This window comes from Flavobacteriales bacterium (assembly GCA_016712535.1).
Taxonomy (GTDB): Bacteria; Bacteroidota; Bacteroidia; order Flavobacteriales_F; family PHOS-HE28; genus PHOS-HE28.
This window is the reverse complement of record JADJQW010000002.1, coordinates 10,243-29,338: the sequence shown is the minus strand read 5'-3', so window position 1 is coordinate 29,338 and position 19,096 is coordinate 10,243. Positions and strand designations below refer to the sequence as shown.

Sequence of the window (19,096 nt, the reverse complement as noted above, 5' to 3'; positions counted from 1 at the left end):
GGATCAGGACTTGGTTTGGAATGTGAGCACGTAACCACCCATGAATCGCACCTCGGTGAACTCGCGGACGGCGACGAACGTGGTGCGGTTCTGCAGGGCCGTGATCGTTAGCTGAAAGCGGTGCGAGCGGCCTGCGCTGTATTGCAGCGTGTGATTCGCATTGATCGTGGTGCCGGCCTCAGCGCCATCGAAATAGGCTTGGTTGTAGCTGCCCGAGAGCGAGAGCATGAGCTTCTGCTTGGCGAAGGGCCGCGAGAACCCGAGGGTGGGGCCCGCGAGGATGAACTCGCCGGCTTCCGTCGTGTTGCGGTTGGCGTTGAGCCCCCCGCTCACCATCAGGTTGTCGCGGGCGCGGATTCGACTGATGTGCAGGTTCGCATGCAGCACCTGGTTCTCCGCGCTGGAGAATGTCCCGAAGGGGTTCAGGTCAACGAGCTCCTGGTAGCCGCCCGAGAGCATTGCCGACCACGTGCGCAGCTTGTTGCGCAGGTTGATGCGCTGCGCGACAACGATGTTGCGGTTGGCCTGGGCTACCCGGAAGGTGTCGTTGAGCACGCGCAGGCCCGCTTGCTGGACCACTCCGTAGTTGGAGTAGGAAGCGTCGATCCCATATGCGTTCGAAGGATTCCAGGATACCTGGGCCGACCCGATGCGGCGCACCGAAGTGGTCACCTTCGTCATCCGGATATTGTCCTGCTGCAATCCATAGCTGCCGCCGATGCGCAGCTTGCCCTTCATCAGGCGAAGGCTGGGCTCCGCGGTCACCGCGCGCAGGTCGGTCTGCTGGTAGAAGGCGCCCAGTGAGCGGTAACCCGGCTCCACTTCCTTGTATTGCAAGCGGAGGTTGAAATGCCTGCTGCTCCAGCGCAACGAGGTGTTGCCGGCGAAGAGCGCCCGGGTCCCGATGCGCGGCGTGAACAGCCCGGTGGAGAAGCGGCGCAGGTCATCATTCACGAGCACAGGAGCCCGGACATCCTCAGTGATCGCGCTCCCTGCCGCATCCAGTTCCCAGGTGATCTTCTTGCTGAGCGCGATCCGGGCAGTGAGCCCGACCGCCACGTTCTCCATGGGTGTCACGCGCGCGTTTCCGGTGACCTCCGGTATCGAAGCGGTATCGTCAGCTGCGCGGAAGACCATCAGGTCAACGTGATTCCTGCGCGAGCCGGCACCGATCTTCACGCCCATGCCCATGCGTCGGTAGGCCGGCACGGGTACGATGCTGCCAAGGGTGTCCTGCGCAATGGGCTTGTTGAAGCGACCGTAGAATGCCGCGAAGCGGAAGCCCTTCGGCTCCAGCTCCAGGCCCCCGCCATAGAACTGAAGGCCGGCGAACGTGTAAGGGTTGAAGCGCATGCTGCGATAGCCTAGGTGCAGCTTCGCCCACTTATAGAAGGGGCTCACGCCATAACGGTTGAAGGGCTGGGTCCACGTACGTTCCTGCGAGCCGACGGAGAAGCTGAACGGGGCCTGCCAACCCCAGATCGAGAGCGTGATGGTACCAGTGCTGTTCCAGAAGAACGGCTGATTGCGCGCTTCACCATCGCCGCTGTAGAAATAGGGCCCGCCTTGCAGTGAGATGCTTCCGGAGAGGCCGAACGGTTTCCTCTGGCCGATCTGCGCGAGGTCTTGCGATCGGCCCGGCCCAGGCGCCAGTAACCCGATCAGGAGCAATGCCCACTTTGACCTATTGACCGCCTGTCTGACGCTGCGCATGGCCCCTCGCATGCGCGTGCATGCTTATGGCCAAAGCAAGCGGCGCACGATGGCCCAGGAAATACCACGTCAGTAGTAGACCGGATTCAGTAGCCGTTGGGGTACACCTTCCGGATGGCCTCCATGCGGGAGCCTACCTGCAGCTTCTCGTAGATGTTGCGCACGTGCTTGCGCACGGTCTCGGTGCTGATGCCCGTTTTGGCGGCGATCTCCTTGTACATCAGGCCTTGGGCTAATTGGTCCAGGATGCCCTTCTCCCGATCCGTGAGGGCGTGGTCCTGGATCCTTGTCTTCACGCCGTTCTGGAAGGAATCCACCACCAGCCGTGCGATGGTCGATGACATGGGGGAGCCGCCCTCGTGCAAATCGCGAACGGCGATGGCCAATTGCTCCTGTCCGGCGTTCTTCACCAGGTAGCCCGTTGCACCGGCGCACAGGGCCTGGAAGATGAAGGCCGGATTCTCGAAGACCGTGCTCATGAGGAATTGGGTCTGCGGCCGCATCGGCTTCGCCTTCGCCACGCAATCGATGCCGCTCATGTCCGGTAGGCCGATATCCATCAGCACCACGTCCGGCTCCAGCTCCTCGAAACGCTCCAAGAAGCCTTCGGCATCTCCGAACAAGCCAACCACGCGGAGCCCAGCCTCTCGCTCCAAGGACCGCCGCATCAAATCTCGGATCTCGGTGTCGTCCTCAACGATGATGACACGGATGTTCGATTCGCTCATGCGCAAGGTCCGGGCACACGTAGCCGGAATCGCTGCCTAAGCTAACCGTTGACGCCGAACCTGCAAAGGCCCATGACCCTCCTGGCGATGACATGATCGTCATCGCCAGGAACATCATGCACAGGGAAGGATATGTTGACGCCGAAGCAACACGCCGCACCGCTTCGGCGGAATACCACATTAGTGGTATGCCGGAGCCAGCTTGGTGCCTTGCAGCTCCATGCGGCATCCGCCTTCGGGCGGGGCGCTCACATCGAAACGTGCGCCCATGCTCGCGGCTCTGGCCCGCATGTTCCGGAGCCCATGGCCGCTGCCCGATCCGGAGGAGCCCAGGCCGCGGCCATCATCCTGCACGGTAAGCCGATAGCCGTCCTCGGTCAGCAACAGGGTCACATCGATGCGCGAGGCCTGCGCATGCTTCAAGGCATTATTCAGCGCTTCTTTCAGGATACGGATGAGGTTCTGCTTCCAAGCAGTGTCCACCGGTCCATCGGGACCATCGAGCTGCAGGTCCATCGTGTACTTCGGGCCGCTGCCCTCCAGCATCCGCTGGATCAGATCGCGCGCATGGTCCAATGTCCCTTGCCGTGTATCGTAATGCGGATCGGTGGCCCATACGATGTCGCGCAAGGAATCGCTCGCCAGCTGCGCCGAGCGTGCCATGCGCTCCACGGCCATGCCCGCCTGACCGGGATCGCTGCGCAAGAGATGCTGGGCCTCGCCTCCGAGCAGGCGGATCTTGGTGAGCTCACCGCCCATGTCGTCGTGGATGTCGCGCGCGATCCGCGTGCGCACCTGCTCGGCTTCGCGCCGCTTCTCGCTTCGGACGAGCTGCTCCTGGGCGCGGATCAGCTCGTCGTTCTTGAGGCGAAGCGCGCGCGCCGATCGCGAACGCACCCGAACCAGGGCCAGCAGGAGCATGGCCGCCACGCCTAGCAGTGCTGCCGCTGCGTATGCGAGTTTCCGCCGCTCCTGCTCCTCGGTGATGCGTTCCTGCGCGAGCGCCGCCTCGCGCTCCTGCTCGAAGGCCACGCGCAAAGCGGTCACCTCCTGCACCTTCTCGAGGTCGAGGTCCTCCACCGTCGCATCATCACCCGCGCGCAGTGCCGCCATTGCAGCGGGCATGTCGTGCAAGCCTGCATAGGCGAGCGCCTTCAAATGCAGGATCACGGCGAGATCTGCGGGATTGCCGTTCGCGCCGGCCTCTGCTTCTGCGAGCAGGTCGAGTCCTTCTTTGAATCGGCCACCCATCACACGTGAACGGCCGAGCATGCCCTTGTAGCGCAACCGGCTCTGCGGGTTCAAAGCGTCGACGTACGGCGCGGCTTGCTCGAGGTAATGGTCCACGGAATCGTGCAGGCCGTTGTTATTGTACAGCTCAGCGAGGTTCAGTTGCGCAGCAGCGATCTGGGACCGGGCATCGATCTGAAGGAAAAGCTCCAGTGCGCGATGGAAGTACAGGGCCGAGCTATCGACCATGCTCACATTCGAATAGATGCCCCCGAGGCTCATGATCGCGGTGCCTCGGTCAGCCTGCGCATCAGTGCGCTCCAGCAGGGCGATGGCGCGCCTCGAATAGTTGATCGCCTGAGCCGTGTCCTGCATCTCACGGAAACAGAAAGCCATGTACATGAGGCTTCTCCCTTCCTCCACGGTATCGCGGGCAAGGAGGGCGTGCCGATTCGCAGCCTGCATGCTCTTGAGGCTCTCGGCATACCGAGCTTCGAAGTAATGGGCGCGCCCGCCCAGCCTGTTCGCCTTTGCGAGGAGCAGCTGTACGCTCGGGTGAGAGCGATGGCGCTCTTGAAGGCCATTGAGCAGCGCAATGGAGGCCTCGGCCTGTTTCAGCGCGCTTCCGTATTCGCCGGCTTTGCTCAGCTTATCCACGAGCTTGTTCCGAAGCTTGGCAATAGCTGTGTCCCGCAGGTCTCCAGTTGCTCGCATGCGGCCGACCTCGCCGAGCAGGCTATCGATCTCGTGGGTTTGCCCCTGCGCATTGATCGGTGGGCATCCAGCGCTAATGACCAGAAGCAGTGCTGAAAGCGCAGGTGCCCGTAGCAGGTCCTTTCTCATGATCGGGGAATCGGATCAGTCATCTTCAGGGTGAACCAACCTTCAAGGATCCTTCCATGGCCATGCGGCATGTTGCCCGGGTTCATGATCAAGCGCTTCGGCGGCGAAAGAAGCCAGCATCGAGCGGCTGCGAAGTCCGGTTCATCAATGACCCCGACCACGCATGGCGCATGATGTGCTGAGGTGCCATTGTGAGGCGGTTGCGCCGCGTGCTCGGGTTCCATTGGGCTGCTTGGTCATTCAGGGCCATCCATCGTTGAAGAGGGCAGACCCCATTGCCCATCTATGCTGACCCGGCAACCGTTGCCTGGCGAGGCGTTCACCGCGAAGCTGGCACCGACGCGCTTGGCCCTGCTGGCGATGGACCGAAAGCCGTTGCCGGGTTGCACAGAGCCCTGGTCGAAGCCGATGCCATCATCGGCCACCATCAATCGGAAGCGCTTCGCGTCAGTGGTGAGCGATACTTCGATTCGAGTGGCCCCTGCGTGCTTCACTGCATTGTTGACCAATTCCTTGAGCAATAGGAATACATCGTGCTTGATGCCAGGGTCGAGCATGAGGTCGGGACCTGTGTGCTCGAACCGGAGGTCCTGCTGCAGGCTCGTTCCATCGAGCATGCGGTGGGTGTAGGCGCTGCACCGCGTAATGAGCCCATGGGCGGTATCCTGATGCGGATCGGCGGCCCATACGATGTCGCTGAGGGCGGTAGTGGCATCGCGTGAGAGCTCCACGATGCGGTTGGCGAGCTTTGCCGTGGCATGGGCGTGGTCTGCCACGGTGCGCCTCATCTCATCGCCCAGCAGGCTCAGCTTCGTCAGGTCGCTGCCCAGGTCGTCATGGATGTCGCTCGCGATCCGGTTGCGCACATGCTCTGCTTCGCGCTGCCTTTCGCTGATCACCAGCTTGGATTGGGCCGCCAGGATGGCTTTGTTCGCGCGCGCCATGTACCGTACCCGCCCCCAGAGCGCAAGGCCGAGCACGAGGAGGATGGCCAACCCGCCGACCAACACGTTGCGACGGTCGCGATGGGCGGAAGCCATGGCGCGTTTCTCTTCCAGATGCCGCAGGCTATCGGCCAAGGCCTGGCTCTCATAGGCATAGGCGAATTCATGTCGAAGCACCTCTCGCTGGTTCTCTTCGCGCATCAAGCTATCGTTGTACACGATGCTCTGCTCCAGCGCCGCAAGCGCCTCGCGCTCCCGACCGAGCTCCTTAAGCGCACGGTACTTCAGAACGAGCACATCACGGTGCATCGATAGCTCTTCCGCTTCTTCTGCGAGGGGTAGCGCGTTCCGCGCGGCAATGAGCGCATCGGCATATCGGCCCTGGTCGAGCCATGCGTTGCCAAGGCCCATCCACGCGGTGCCACCATTGAATGGCGAGCCTTGTTCGGCTGCGATGGACGCGCTCTGCTGAAAGGTGGTTATGGCAGCCGCTGTGTTCCCTTGGATCCGCTGGATCTCGCCGATCTTGTTCAAGGCGGTGGCGATGCCATGCTGGTCATCCAGCGACGTGCGCAGGTCCAAGCTGCGATTGAAGTGGCTCAACGCGCGCTCAAGGTCGCCGAGCTCCTGCTGACAGGTGCCTATTTCAAGAAGCACCTTCGCGGCAAGGTGGCCGTCGTTCAGCGCTTCGGCGGCCTCCGCGGCCGTTGTATACCGCTTCAGCGCTTCCGCATAATCGCCTTGCGCCAGGTATACGGCTCCGATGTTGCTGAGCGTGGTAGCCGCGCCGCGCTTGTCGCCCAGCGCTTCCTGGATGCGCAGGCTTCGCGCGTACAGCGCGACCGCGCGTGCATGATCACCGCGCATCATGTGGATGCCGCCGATGCTGTTGAGGTCGTTGGCGATGGAGGCGGAGTCCTTGAGCTCCTCATGAACGCGAAGCCCTTGTTCATAGAGGACCAGCGCCGTGTCCTTTGCGCCGAGGAAGGAATGCATGGCGGCCATGTTGGTGATCACGTCAGCCTGCCGGTTCCTGTCCCCTAGCCGCTGATGGATGGCCAGTGATTGCTGATAGAAGCCAAGGGCCTTCTCGAACTGCCCGCGGACATACCACGTGGCGGCCTTCGCTTCGATGGCCACGGCCACGAAGCGCTCCTTGCCATTGGCGCGCGCTTCAGACTCCATGCGTTCGGCCAGCAGCCAAGCCGTATCGGGCGAGTTGAACATGTAGCCCTCCCAGATCAACTCGTTGCAGGCCGTGAATCGAGCGGAGTCCGATAGGCTGCGGTCGGCGCAGGCGCTGCGGAGGCTGTCCAGATCCTGGCCAGCGAGCGTGTGGGCGATGGAAAGCAGGGCTATGATGACAGGGCTCCGCATCGGGCGAAAGTGAAGGTCCGCACTCGGATCTGCAATACCACGCTCGTGGTATGTACGGCCGGCTTGCGGCTCACTTCCCACGCTCTTCCCGCGCCTTCTCCAGCGCTTGCAGGAACACGGCGCTTGATTGCGCCCCGCTCACCGCGAAGCGCCTGTCGAAGACGAAGAAGGGCACGCCGCTCACCCCGAGCTGCCGCGCCTCTTGCTCGTCGGCGCGAACCTCGCGGATCCACGAATCGCCTTCGAGGCCGTAGCGGAGCTCATCCGTATTCAGGCCTGCCTCCTTCGCCAGTGAGATCAGGGTCGGCTTGTCGGCCAGGTGCTTGCCCTCGGTGAAGTAGGCGCGGAAAAGGCGCTCCTTGATCGCATCGCCCTTGCCCTGGCTCTTGGCGTACTGCAGCAATCGGTGCGCTAGCAACGAGCTGCCCACGATGACCTTGTCGAAATCGTATTTCAAACCGAGGCTGGCTGCGCGCTGCGTCACGCCGTTCACGCGCGCCTTCGCTTCGTCGCGGCTGATGCGGTACCGCTCCATGAGCATGCCGTAGGTGTCGTGCGGCGCGCGGTCCGGAGCGTTGGGGTCCAGCTCGAAGCTCTTCCACACCACCCGGACTTGATCCCGGTGGGGAAAGCGGGCCAAGGCGCTCTCGAGCTCGCGCTTGCCGATGTAGCAGAAGGGGCAGACCACATCGCTCCACACCTCGATGGTGAGCGGTTGGTCGGCGCCGATAGGGGTGGTGGACATGGGCTGGAATTGAGCAGAAGCCGCGATGGACAAGGCCCAGAGGCCCATGGAGAGGATGGCGGCGCGCATGCGGGTCGGGCCGAAAGATCGGGTGCTCATCCAGCGATAGCACCGTTCATCACACCGGAAACGATTCCTGTTGCATTTCGTTTCCTCTGTCCCCTACGTTTGCGCCCCCTTCCGAGAACGCCTCCCCAACCCCGACGGAATGGACCCGAAGAAGCAAGAGATCCTGGAGCAGTCGCTGAAGCTCTTCATGCGCTTAGGCATCAAGAGCCTGACCATGGACGACGTGGCCACCCAGCTGCGCATGAGCAAGAAGACGCTCTATGAGCACTTCACGGACAAGAACGACCTGGTGGAACAGGCGGTGACCGCTGTGTGCAGCTTCCATCGTGATGCGATCAATGCGATCTGCACGCGCGGCCTCAATGCCATCGACGAGAATGAGGAGATCACGAGGTTCATCGTGGCACAGGTGGGCAACATGCACCCCAGCGTGCAGTTCGATCTCCAGAAGTACCACCCCAAGGCGTGGGAGATCATGGAGCAACGCGAGCAGGAGGACATCTACACCTGCGTGAGCACCAACCTGCGGAAGGGCATCGCTGAGGGCCTGTACCGCGAGGATCTGGATGTGGAGGTGATCACGCGCCTGTACATCGCCCGCATCGATTCAACTTGGGATGGCCGTGTATTCCCCACGGACCAATTCAACCTGAGCGACGTGCTCTGGAAGCACTTCGAGTACCACATCCGCGGCATCGCCAGCAAGAAGGGCGTCGCCTACCTGGAGAAGAAAGCCAAGAAAGAACGCGCCTGATGAGAACATCCATCACCTTCCTCTTTTCCGCAACGGCCATCGCCGCGCAGGCCCAAGGCCCCATCAGCCTCTCGCTGAAGGAAGCCATGGACATGGCCTCGAAGCAGGCCTACGCCGTGCAGTCCAGCGCGCTGGAAGCCGAGAAGATGCAGCACCGCGTGAAGGAGATCACGGCCATCGGGCTGCCCCAGATCAATGGCGAGGTGCAGCTGCAGAACTTCATCGATGTGCCCACGCAGCTGATCCCGAACTTCTTCACGCCGGGGCAGGGCCCGGAATTCGTTGCCGCGCAGTTCGGCCTGCCATGGAACGCCAGCGCCGGAGCCACGCTCTCGCAATTGCTCTTCGATGGCAGCTACCTGATCGGCCTGAGGGCCACCAAGGCCCTGGCCCAGCAAAGCCGCGAGGAATTGGAGAAGGCGCGCGCTGATGCGCGCAACCAGGCCGCGAAAGCCTACTATGGCGTGCTTGCGGCTGAAGAGGGGGCGCGAATCACCGCAGAGGGCATCCCGCTGATCGAGCAGAGCCTGCGCGAGGCCCGGGCCATGGTGGAGGCCGGCTTCCTCGAAGAGACCGATGTGGACCGACTCACCATCCAGCTCGATCAGACCACCAGCCTGAAGAACAGCTTCCAGCAGCAGGCCGATGTGGCGCGCATGCTGCTCGCGCTCACGCTCGGCGCCCCGCAAGGCACGCCCATCACGCTCACCGACGATCTGAAGGCACTGCTGAACGACCCCGACGAGACCGCCTTGAGCGAGCAGGCCTTCCAACCCGCGCAGCATATCGAACTCCAAGGCGCTGAGACCCTGGTGCGCCTGCAAAAGCTGAACATGCGCAACGAGCGAAGCAAGCAGTTGCCCAGCCTCGGCGGCTTCCTCAGCCACCAGCAAGTGTGGAACGGCCCCGACTTCGACCCCGGCGGCACGTATCCGTTCTATCCGACCACGGTTTGGGGCGTGAAGCTGAATGTACCGGTGATCAGCAGCGGCAGCAGGCATCACAAGGTGAAGCAGGCCACCATCGCCGTGAAGCAGGTCGAAGTGAACCGCACCGCCACCGAGCAGCGCTTGCTGGCCGAGGTGGAGCGCGCGCGCAGCCAGGCCCGTACCGCGTTCGAGAACTACCGCACCGAAGAGCGCAACCTGCTGCTCGCCCAGCGCATCGCCGAGCGCACCAGCATCAAGTTCGGGCAGGGCGCCGCCAGCAGCTTCGAGCTCACGCAAGAGCGCGGCAACAGCCTCGCGGCGCAGCAGCAATACGTGCAGCGCCTGATCGAATTGCTCACCACGCGCGCCGACCTGCGCCGCGCGCTCGACCTCTATTGATAACGCGACCAACCCAAGACCATGCGTCACTCCCTCCTTCTCCTAGTCCCCGCCATCGCCCTGCTCGCCTCTTGCGGCGCTAGCGCCCCCGACACCGATGCGCAGGTTGCCGCGAAGCGCGCCGAACGCGATTCCCTGAAAGCCGCGCGCGAGAAGCTCAACGCCTCCATCGCCGAGGTCGAAGGCTGGCTCGCGGCCAACGACCCCGCCATGCAGCGCTCGCTGCCCATGGTCACCACCTATTCGCTGCAATCGCAGCCATTCGCGCATTGGACCGAGGCGCATGGCAGCGTGCGCGCAGACGAGAATGCGCTGGTGTTCTCTGCCACCGGCGGCAAGGTGCGGCGGATCCTGGTGCAGCAGGGCCAGAGCGTGAAGCAAGGCCAGGCCATCGTCGATATCGATGTGGATGCGCTGCGCGAAGGCGTTCGACAGGCCCAGGCCCAAGCCGAGCTGGCGCGCACCGTGTATGAGAAGCAAGCCCGCCTCTGGGAGCAGAAGATCGGCAGCGAGGTGCAATTCCTCCAGGCCAAGGCCAATATGGAGAGCAGCGCCGCCCAGGTGAAGTCGATGATGGATCAGGTGAGCAGCGCCGAAGTGCGCGCGCCCTTCGATGGCGTGGTGGACGCGATCTTCCCCAATCTCGGCGACATGGCCAACCCCATGCAGCCCGTGGCGCGCGTGGTCTCCCTCGGGAAGGCCAGCATCGAATGCGACCTCGCGGAGGACCTGCTCACGAAGGTGAAACCGGGCGACAGCGTCGAGGTGCATATCCCCGAGACCCGCGAGAAGCACATGGCCACCATCGCGCAGGTGGGTCAGTACATCAACCCCGCCAACCGGAGCTTCAAGGCCACCTTGCGGATGGACAACGGCACCAAGCTCCGCCCGAACCAGCTCCTGAACGTGCGCATCCGCGACCTCATGGTGGCCGATGCCATCGTGGTTCCCAGCCGCCTGGTGATGCAGAACAGCGCCGGTGAGAGCTATGTGTTCACGCTGGACCAGGAGAACGGCACGCCCCGCAGCCGAAAGATCTTCGTGAAGGTGCTCAGCACCCAAGGCGGCGACATGCTGCTCGAATCATCCGATGCGCTCAAGGGAGATGTCACGCTGATCGATCAGGGCGCCCGCCTGGTGGTGGACAAGCAGGAGGTGCAGGTGATGAAGGGGGCATGATCCTGATCAACGACCAGCGGCTTTCCCGACTCACCCGAAGCGGCGACCGAATGGGTCGACGAACAAGTGCCGGCAACAGCACGACATCTTTCTGATCGCAACAAAGGATAACGGACATCAAGGAGAGCATCATGTCAAACGACAACGTATTCCCTGAGAAGCGCTTCGGCATCGCCTCATGGGCGGTGGACAACCGCGCCACCGTGATGGTGCTCAGCATCCTCATCGCGCTCGTGGGCTGGAGCGCCTACCAGAGCATGCCGCGCGAGGCCTTCCCCGAGGTGGTCACACCGGAGATCTTCGTGAGCACCATGTACCCCGGCAACGCGCCGGACGACATGGAGAAGCTCATCACCCGCCCGCTGGAGAAGGAGATCAAGACCATCACCGGCATCGACGAGATCCTCAGCACCAGCGTGCAGGGGTTCAGCACCATCCACATCAAGTTCGACTTCAACGTGAAGCCCAGTGAGGCGCTGCGCAAGGTGAAGGATGCGGTGGACAAAGCCAAGGCCGACCCCGACTTTCCCACCGACCTGCCTGCGGAGCCCAGCGTGTTCGAGATGAACTTCTCGGAGATGATGCCCGTGATGAACCTCAACCTCAGCGGCGATTACAGCATCGATCAGCTGAACAGATGGGCCGAGCAGCTGGAGGACAAGCTCGAGGACCTGGAGACCGTGAACAAGGTGGAGATCCGCGGCGTGCCCAAGAAGGAATTGCGCATCAGCCTCGACCTGCCCAAGATGGAGGCGCGCGAGCTCAGCTTCCAGGATGTGGCCAGCGCCGTGCAGCAGGAGAACGTGAGCATCAGCGGCGGCGAAGTGCTGGTGGATGGCCTGCGCCGCACCATCAGCGTGAACGGCGAGTTCACCGGCATGGACGAGGTGCGCGGCATCATCGTGAAGCAGGAGAACCTCGACATCGTGCGCCTGGGCGACATCGCCGATGTGGACTTCACCTTCGTGGAGCCCACCAGCTACGCCCGCGAATTCGGTCAGCCCGTGGTGATGCTCGACGTGATCAAGCGCAGCGGCCGCAATCTGCTCGTGGCCAGCGACAGCATCAACGCCGTGCTTGACCGCTTCAAGCGGGACGTGTTCCCCAAGGACCTCACCGTCACCATCACCGGCGACATGAGCGACCAGACCCGCACGCAGGTGGATGAGCTGGAGAACTCCATCATCTTCGGCGTGCTGCTGGTGGTGGGCATCCTCATGTTCTTCCTCGGCCTGCGCAATGCCATTTTCGTTGGCATCGCCATCCCCATGAGCATGCTGCTGAGCTTCATCGTGCTCAATGCCATGGGCTACACCCTCAACATGATGGTGCTCTTCAGCCTCGTGCTCGCCTTGGGCATGCTCGTGGACAACGGCATCGTGGTGATCGAGAACACGCACCGCCTGATGAGCGAGGGGCAGAGCCCCATCCGCGCCGCCAAGAATGGCATCGGGGAGGTGGCATGGCCCATCATCTCCAGCACGGCCACCACCGTGGCGGTTTTCATTCCCCTGCTGATGTGGCCCGGCATCATGGGCGAGTTCATGAAGTTCCTGCCCATCACGCTGATGGTCGTGCTCTCCTCGTCGCTCTTCGTGGGCCTCATCGTCAACCCCATGCTCGCCGCGCGCTACATGCGGGTGAAGCAGGACGGGCCCTCGCGCTTCCTCACCTTCAAGGTGGGCGGATGGATGACCGGCCTCGGCCTGCTCTTCAGCCTGCTCGGTCATTTCGGCGGCAACACCTTCCTGTTCACGCTCGGCAACCTGGCCTTCGCCTTCGGCCTCTTCGGCTACCTCAATCATTACGTGCTGTACCCGGCCAGCATACGCTTCCAGAACGTCACTATGCCGCGCGTGGAGGAGCGCTACCGCCTCTTCCTCGTCTGGGCCCTGCAGGGCAAGCGGCCACGATGGATGTTCATCGGCACCATCGGCCTGCTCTTCTTCTCCATGGCGCTCACCGCCATCTTCCCGCTCAACACCCTCTTCTTCCCGGTGAACCAGCCGCTCTATGTGAACGTGTTCATCGAGAAACCGATCGGCACGGACATCAACAGCACCGATGCCACCACGCGTGAGATCGAGCGCAGGGTGTTCGACGTGCTCGCGGACCCGAAGTACAACGACACGGTTATTGACACCCTGCCCGATGGAAGCACCGCGCAGCGCCTGCGGAACTTCATGGTGAGCAGCGTGATCGCCCAGGTGGGCGAGGGCACCAGCGATCCCATGGCCGGTCCCAGCTTCGACGCCACGCCGCACAAGGCGCGCGTACAGGTGAGCTTCGTGAAGTACGCTGAGCGGCGAGGCATCAATTCACTCGACGTGATGGAAGCCATCCGCGAGGCCGTGCGCGGCGTTCCCGGCGTGACCGTGGTGGTGGACAAGGACGCTGCCGGTCCGCCGGTGGGCAAGGCCATCAACCTCGAGATCAAGGGTGATGATGTGCTCGCGCTGATCGAAGAGGGCGAGAAGGTGCGCGCCTTCTTGAAGGACCAGCACATCGACATGGTGGAGGAACTGAAGCTCGATGTGGAGCTGGGCAAGCCCGAGATGCCGATCGTGATCGACCGCGCGAAGGCCCGTCGCTACAACGTGAGCACCTGGGCCATCGGCGACGCGCTGCGCACCGGCCTCTATGGCCGTGAGGTGAGCACCTACAAGCAGGGGGAGGACGACTACCCGGTGAACATCCGCCTGAAGGACGAGTACCGCTACGATCCCGAGGTGCTCGCCGGCATGCGCGTCACGTTCCGCGACCAGACCAACGGCCAGATCCGCCAGGTGCCCATCAGCGCGCTGGCCACGCCTACCTACACCAGCACCTTCAGCGCCGTGAAGCGCAAGGACCTCAAGCGCATGGTGCAGGTGCAGAGCAACGTGACCGATGAGTTCCAGAAGGACCCCGTGGTGAAGAACGTGATCGCCGCCTTCGAGGGCTACCAGAAGGACCCGCGCTTCACCTACGAATTCACCGGTGAGCTGAAGGAGCAGGAGAAGCAGATGAGCTTCTTGAGCACCGCGCTCATGATCGCCGTGTTCCTCGTCTTCCTCATCATCGTGGCGCAGTTCAACAGCGCGGCCATACCGGGAATCATCGTGAGCAGCGTGGTCTTCTCGCTGATCGGCGTCTTCCTGGGCCTGGTCATCTTCCGCATGGAGTTCGTGATCATGATGACCATGGTGGGCATCATCTCGCTCGCAGGCGTGGTGGTGAACAACGCCATCGTGCTCGTTGATTTCATGCTGCTGCTGCAGAACCGTCGCAAGGCCGAGCTCGGTCTTACGCAGGAGCAGCGCCTGCCCATGGCCGAAGTGCTGCGCAGCATCGAGGATGCCGGCGCGCGACGGCTGCGCCCCGTGCTGCTCACCGCGATCACCACGGTGCTGGGCCTCATCCCGCTGGCCATCGGCATCAACATCAACTTCTTCACGCTCTTCACTGACCTCGATCCGCAGTTCACCCTCGGCGGCGACAACACGGTGTTCTGGGGACCGATGAGCTGGACCGTGATCTTCGGCCTCGTCTTCGCCACCTTCCTCACCCTGGTGATCGTGCCGGTGATGTTCCTGCTGCTCACGAAGGTTCTGTACCGGTGGGTGCCGGTGCGCGAACAAGCCACGAGCGGGGATGAGGGTGCGGCGACGAAGATTTCGCCTTCACCTGCTTGAATCACGCTCAAGCAGAAGCGGCCCGTGCATTCACGCACGGGCCGCTTGCATTTCGAGTCCGCTTAGGGCAGTTGTTCCACCCGCGTGTTCGTGGGCAGGCTGCCGCCGATGTTCACCAGGATCGGGTCGCGGTCGTTGCCATCGCCCACGTAGCGCACGGTGCCGTCAAGGGTCACGTCTTCCGGGAGATATCCGCTCACCGTGTTGGTGGGGACACTGCCGCCGATCCGCACCAGGATGGGGTCGCGGTCGTTGCCGGTGCCCACGTACTGCAGCATGCTGTTGAAGGTCACGTCGCCCGCCCACAAGGCCTCTGCCGGGAATGCGCCGGTGATGGTCTTGCGCGCCTCGGTGCCATAAGTGGCCAAGCTGGCCAGCCGGAAATCGACCGTGGTGGCGGCAGTGCTTAGGGCTACAGGGATTGCCGTCATCGCGCCCAAGTGATTGCGGTGGCGGATTGCCACATGGTAATCGCCCGGAGCCACAGGAAAGCTCACCGGGTTGAGGCCATCGCTGGCCACCACATCGCCATCGCGCTGCACCAGGGCACTGCGCGTGGCCATCACCGTCGTCGGCCCGCTGCTGCTGCGCAGCTCCACCACCGCCCAATCGACGATGGCGTTATTTCCGCTGGTGGCGAGCACCGGCGCAGCCACCGCTTCGCCGCCACCGCTCACGTGCGCATAGCCCAGGGCGGTGAATGGCTCAGTGAGCGGGAAGGAAGGAAGCACGCGCAGGTTGTCGCGCATCAAGCCGGTGCCCGGGTCATAAGGGCCTTCGAGTGCTACGCGTGCGGCCACCTGCACCTCGCTGCTGCCGGTGACCAGGATATCGTCGATGGCCATGTCACTGGTGGAGCCTGAGCCCGTGATTCCGCGGAATCGGATGCGGATGGCCTGGCCAAGCCAAGGGTTCAGTGAAAGCGTACCCTGCTGCCAGCTGTTGCCCTGGTTGCCGGTGCGGCTCCAAGCTGCCTGCGTCCAGGTCGCACCGTTCCAGACATCCACGTTCAAGGTGCCCATGGTCGCGCCCCATAAGTGGAACCAGAAGGTGAGCTCGGCGTTGGCGTAAGGCTCCAGGTCGATGCACGGGCTGAAGAGCTCGGCTGCGCGGCTGGGGTTGTTGGGGCTGCTCGATTCGGTGAAGAGGTAGTTGCCGGTTCCGCTGGTGTGGTCGCCTGTCGGGCCGGTGTTGCTGGTGGGCGTGCTGCCGCTCTGCAGGGTCCAGTTGAAGAAATCCGTGACTCCTTGCACCCAGGCGCCCAGGCCCCCGGTGAAGTTCTCGCTGTACGGCAGTGCGCCGATGCACGGCGTGCCGATGCAGAAGTTCGAAGCGATGGTGCTGGTGAAGGTGGAGGCCGAAGCCAGCGGTACGCCGCTGGCTTCCAGCACAGCGATGTACCCGCTGCCGAAGCTGCAGCACAGCCCGTCGCCGAAGCTGTCGTTCACCGTGAGCGTATAGCAGCCTGATGGAAGGCACAGGTTCACGTCGGGTTGCGGGTACGTGCCGTTGGCGGCTTGGTTGGTGTAGGGTCCGCCGCTGGCCACCACATTGCCTCCGCTGCTCTGCAGGTTCCAAGTGGTCTCCGCGCCGTAACGGTCCAGCACGATGCGGATGGCCACCGGCTGGCAATCGCTGGTGGTGTATGACCAGATGGCCGATGGCGAACCGAAGCCGCAGGGGTTGCTCGATTGCACACGCCAGTAATAGGTGGTGAGCGGCTGCGTGGCCACCGCCGTGTTGTAGCTGGTGGCGGTGAGTCCGTTGCCGGTCTCCACGATGTTGGTCATGCCCGCATCGGTGGCGATCTGGATGGCATACAATGCCGCATTGGGATCCACATTCCATGTCAAAGGCGTGCCGCCGCCCACGCCCGATGCGCCATTGGCCGGCGATGCCAAGGTGACGGTGCCGGCCGAGGCGATCACCTCAAGCGTGAGCGCCAGGTTCTTGTTGCCGCTGGCGCTGGTGGCGGTGAGCGTGAAGTTGTAGGTGCCCGGCGCCACGCTGCCGGTGCCGTTGATGGTGAGCGTGCTGCTGCCACCGGGCGTTACCGGGTTGGGGCTGAACGATGCGCTCAGGCCCGACGCGAGACCCGCGGTGCCCAGCGTGACCGCACTGCTGTAACCGAGGATGCTGCCGACCTGCACCGCATAGGTGGTGTTGGCGGGTTGGCACGCGTTGGCCGTAGCGCTCGACACGCTCAACGAATAGTCTGGCGTGGCGGGCACGGTGATCGTGAAGTTGGTGTTGCTGATGTCGTAGAAGATGTTGCCGTTGGCGCGCACCATCACGCGTGCAGTGGTCGTGGGGTTGCTGGGCACGGTGATCGTCTGGCTGCCATCGTTGGGCGTGGCGGTGGCCAGGGTGATGGGATAAGTGAGGCCGCCATCGGTGCTCAACAGGATGTCGACGTTCGCGCAACTCACCGGCGAGACGTTGGTGCCGGCCACGTTCCAAGTCACCGTTGCCGAAGTGAGCGCCGTCCAGGCCACGGCCGTATTGGGCGCGGTGACCACGAAGGGCCCGGCCGTTCCGTTCACCGTCACCACCATGTTATCCTGCTTCGCGCAGCCACCGCCCACGGCATTGTCGCGCACGGTGAAGCGGAAATTGTATGTGCGCGCCACGCTGCTGAGCACCTCCCAAGTGGGCGTGGTGTTGGCGATCACCGCTGGCAGGTTGGGCATGTAGCGCACAGGCGTGCCTTGCGGCAACAAGGGCACCCAGGCCGGGCCGCCCGTGTTGGTAGCCGCGGGCGGTTGTGTGGCCACGGCGTTGTCCATTTGCTCCCAGCTATAGCTGAGCACGTTGCCAGGATTGGCGTCGGTTGCGCTGCCCGTGAGGATGAAGGGCGTGGAGCGCGGGATCACACGGTCCACGCCGGCATTCGCGGTGGGCTGGGCGTTGGCGAGCGCGGTGGTGGTTGGGCAGCCGCTGCTGGCGCCGGTGGTGATGTTGGCGGCGATCTCCTGCATGCTGTAGCCGCCGAACATGGCGATGCTGTTGCTGGCCACATCGGGCGAACAGATGCCGGCGTAGCCCATGATCGTGATGCCGCTGCCCACCTCCACGGCAGCGCTGGCGGCGCGGTTGCAATTGTTGTTCTGGCTGTGATTGCCGCCATACTGGTGCCCCATCTCGTGCGCTACATAGTCGATGTCGAAGGGGTCGCCCACCGGTGCGCCGGAGCCTGTGACGCCCCCCGCCTTGTTGCTGGTGCAAGGACTGTTCAGGTAGGCCACGCCGCCGCCCCCGGTACTGAACACGTGCCCGATGTCGTAGTTGGCCGAGCCGATCACGCTGTTGCAGGTGCTGATGTTCTCGCCCAGCATGGTTCCGCCATTGCTGTTGGTGTACGGGTCTGTGGCGGCGTTGAGGTAGATGATGGCATCATTGTTCGCGACGAGCAACATGGTGAGCGTAGCGTCCCTCTCATAAATGCCGTTCACCCGGTTGAGCGAGGTGGCCATGGCAGCTGCGGCGAAGCTCTTGTTGTTGTTAGTGGTGTTGCTGCCGTGGAAATTCGCGTACTCGCCGGTGCAGGCCAAAGCCAGGTCGTAGCGACGCAGCTGGCAATCGCCCACGCGATTGACGCCCATCTGAGCGATCCATTCGCGCGACTGCTTCTGTGCGGCGTCGATGTCGTTCACCTGGTCATAGTGGCAGGCCTCGAAGTCGGCGGGCAGTTGTTTGCGGAAGTCGCGTTTGAAGTAGCTCTGGTAGTGGGCGGCATCGCCGTGAATGAGGGGGTCGATGAACCAGTCGTCGGAACTTGGCGTGAGCACCATGGCGTGCAAGCCATGCGGGGTAAGGTCCATTTTCAGCAGCGCGCCGTCCTCGAGCCCAACTCCGGTATACGTGCGGATCATGGGGTACCGAGCCTGCAGGTCGGGGTGCATCACCGGAACCTCCAGGAATCGGAATCCCGCGAAGCCCCCGCCGGGCATGGGCAATTCCAAAAGATGCGAGGAACTGCCCACCTGCTCGAGCGAACCGACAGGGACCGTGGCGAGGAACAATCGCAGTCCTTCGGCATCGAGACTGAGCGTTCGTGCCCGATCAGGCACGATGCGCCGTTCACCGGGCATCTGGCCAGCACGTGCGGCGGGCAATTCGCTCCAGAAACGACTCTGGGCGGTGGCGGTGAAGGCGGTGAGCAGCGAAAGGGCGAGTGCAAGTGATTTCATGGCATCATTGTGAATCCGACGGGCAAGGCCTGTGGGGCCGGCAAATTGAGTGATCCCGTCCGAATGCACTGTGTCGAATATCACTGCGCTCATGGGTATCGCAAGTCATCCGATCCCGGTCACCGGGTGCATTCACAACCAGCCGCGAACCATTCGTTTGGCAACGGATCTGAACGCACGCGCGGACTGCCGGGCGCGGAAGGGCGGATATCCGGCGGTGCCGGGTCACATGAGCACCTGCTCAAATAGGACCAGCACCAGAGGGTTTGTCCTTTATGCTGATGCTGGCCTTCGGGATGGTAGCCGCGTGATCGCCCCGGGC

The 19,096-nt window shown here is 63.2% G+C and carries 10 protein-coding genes; 4 read left to right on the top strand and 6 right to left on the bottom strand.

The window, feature by feature from the left end:
- Nucleotides 1-3 precede the first annotated feature (3 nt).
- From IPK70_00190 to IPK70_00170, 5 genes are all read right to left on the bottom strand, one after another.
- Nucleotides 4-1,713, bottom strand: a complete 1,710-nt coding sequence (locus IPK70_00190) for a hypothetical protein (protein MBK8225575.1) — start codon at nucleotides 1,711-1,713, stop codon at nucleotides 4-6.
- An 86-nt stretch (nucleotides 1,714-1,799) separates the two neighbouring features.
- Entirely contained in the window at nucleotides 1,800-2,441 is a 642-nt protein-coding gene (locus IPK70_00185) for a response regulator transcription factor (protein ID MBK8225574.1), read from the bottom strand.
- A gap of 180 nt (nucleotides 2,442-2,621) precedes the next feature.
- Entirely contained in the window at nucleotides 2,622-4,514 is a 1,893-nt protein-coding gene (locus IPK70_00180; GenBank protein MBK8225573.1) for a hypothetical protein, read from the bottom strand.
- Nucleotides 4,515-4,750: 236 nt separating this feature from the next.
- Nucleotides 4,751-6,835, bottom strand: a complete 2,085-nt coding sequence (locus IPK70_00175) for a tetratricopeptide repeat protein (protein MBK8225572.1) — start codon at nucleotides 6,833-6,835, stop codon at nucleotides 4,751-4,753.
- Between the two features lie 70 nt (nucleotides 6,836-6,905).
- Nucleotides 6,906-7,580, bottom strand: a complete 675-nt coding sequence (locus IPK70_00170; protein MBK8225571.1) for a DsbA family oxidoreductase — start codon at nucleotides 7,578-7,580, stop codon at nucleotides 6,906-6,908.
- Nucleotides 7,581-7,788: 208 nt separating this feature from the next.
- Here IPK70_00170 and IPK70_00165 point away from each other — a divergent pair, with 208 nt between their 5' ends.
- From IPK70_00165 to IPK70_00150, 4 genes are all read left to right on the top strand, one after another.
- Nucleotides 7,789-8,403 carry a TetR/AcrR family transcriptional regulator gene (locus tag IPK70_00165; GenBank protein MBK8225570.1) on the top strand — a complete coding sequence of 205 codons (615 nt, stop codon included), beginning with the start codon at nucleotides 7,789-7,791 and terminating at the stop codon, nucleotides 8,401-8,403.
- The gene (locus IPK70_00160) at nucleotides 8,403-9,731 is read left to right on the top strand and encodes a TolC family protein (GenBank protein ID MBK8225569.1); all 1,329 of its coding nucleotides are present in this window, start codon (nucleotides 8,403-8,405) and stop codon (nucleotides 9,729-9,731) included. Before IPK70_00165 ends, IPK70_00160 begins: the two co-directional genes overlap by 1 nt.
- A 21-nt stretch (nucleotides 9,732-9,752) precedes the next feature.
- Nucleotides 9,753-10,910, top strand: coding sequence for an efflux RND transporter periplasmic adaptor subunit (locus IPK70_00155; protein MBK8225568.1), 1,158 nt, complete (start codon nucleotides 9,753-9,755; stop codon nucleotides 10,908-10,910).
- 131 nt (nucleotides 10,911-11,041) lie between these two features.
- The gene (locus tag IPK70_00150; GenBank protein MBK8225567.1) at nucleotides 11,042-14,584 is read left to right on the top strand and encodes an efflux RND transporter permease subunit; all 3,543 of its coding nucleotides are present in this window, start codon (nucleotides 11,042-11,044) and stop codon (nucleotides 14,582-14,584) included.
- Between the two features lie 62 nt (nucleotides 14,585-14,646).
- Here IPK70_00150 and IPK70_00145 read toward each other — a convergent pair whose 3' ends face one another.
- Nucleotides 14,647-18,774: a hypothetical protein gene (locus tag IPK70_00145; protein MBK8225566.1), complete on the bottom strand. Its 4,128-nt coding sequence runs from the start codon at nucleotides 18,772-18,774 to the stop codon at nucleotides 14,647-14,649.
- Nucleotides 18,775-19,096: the final 322 nt, after the last annotated feature.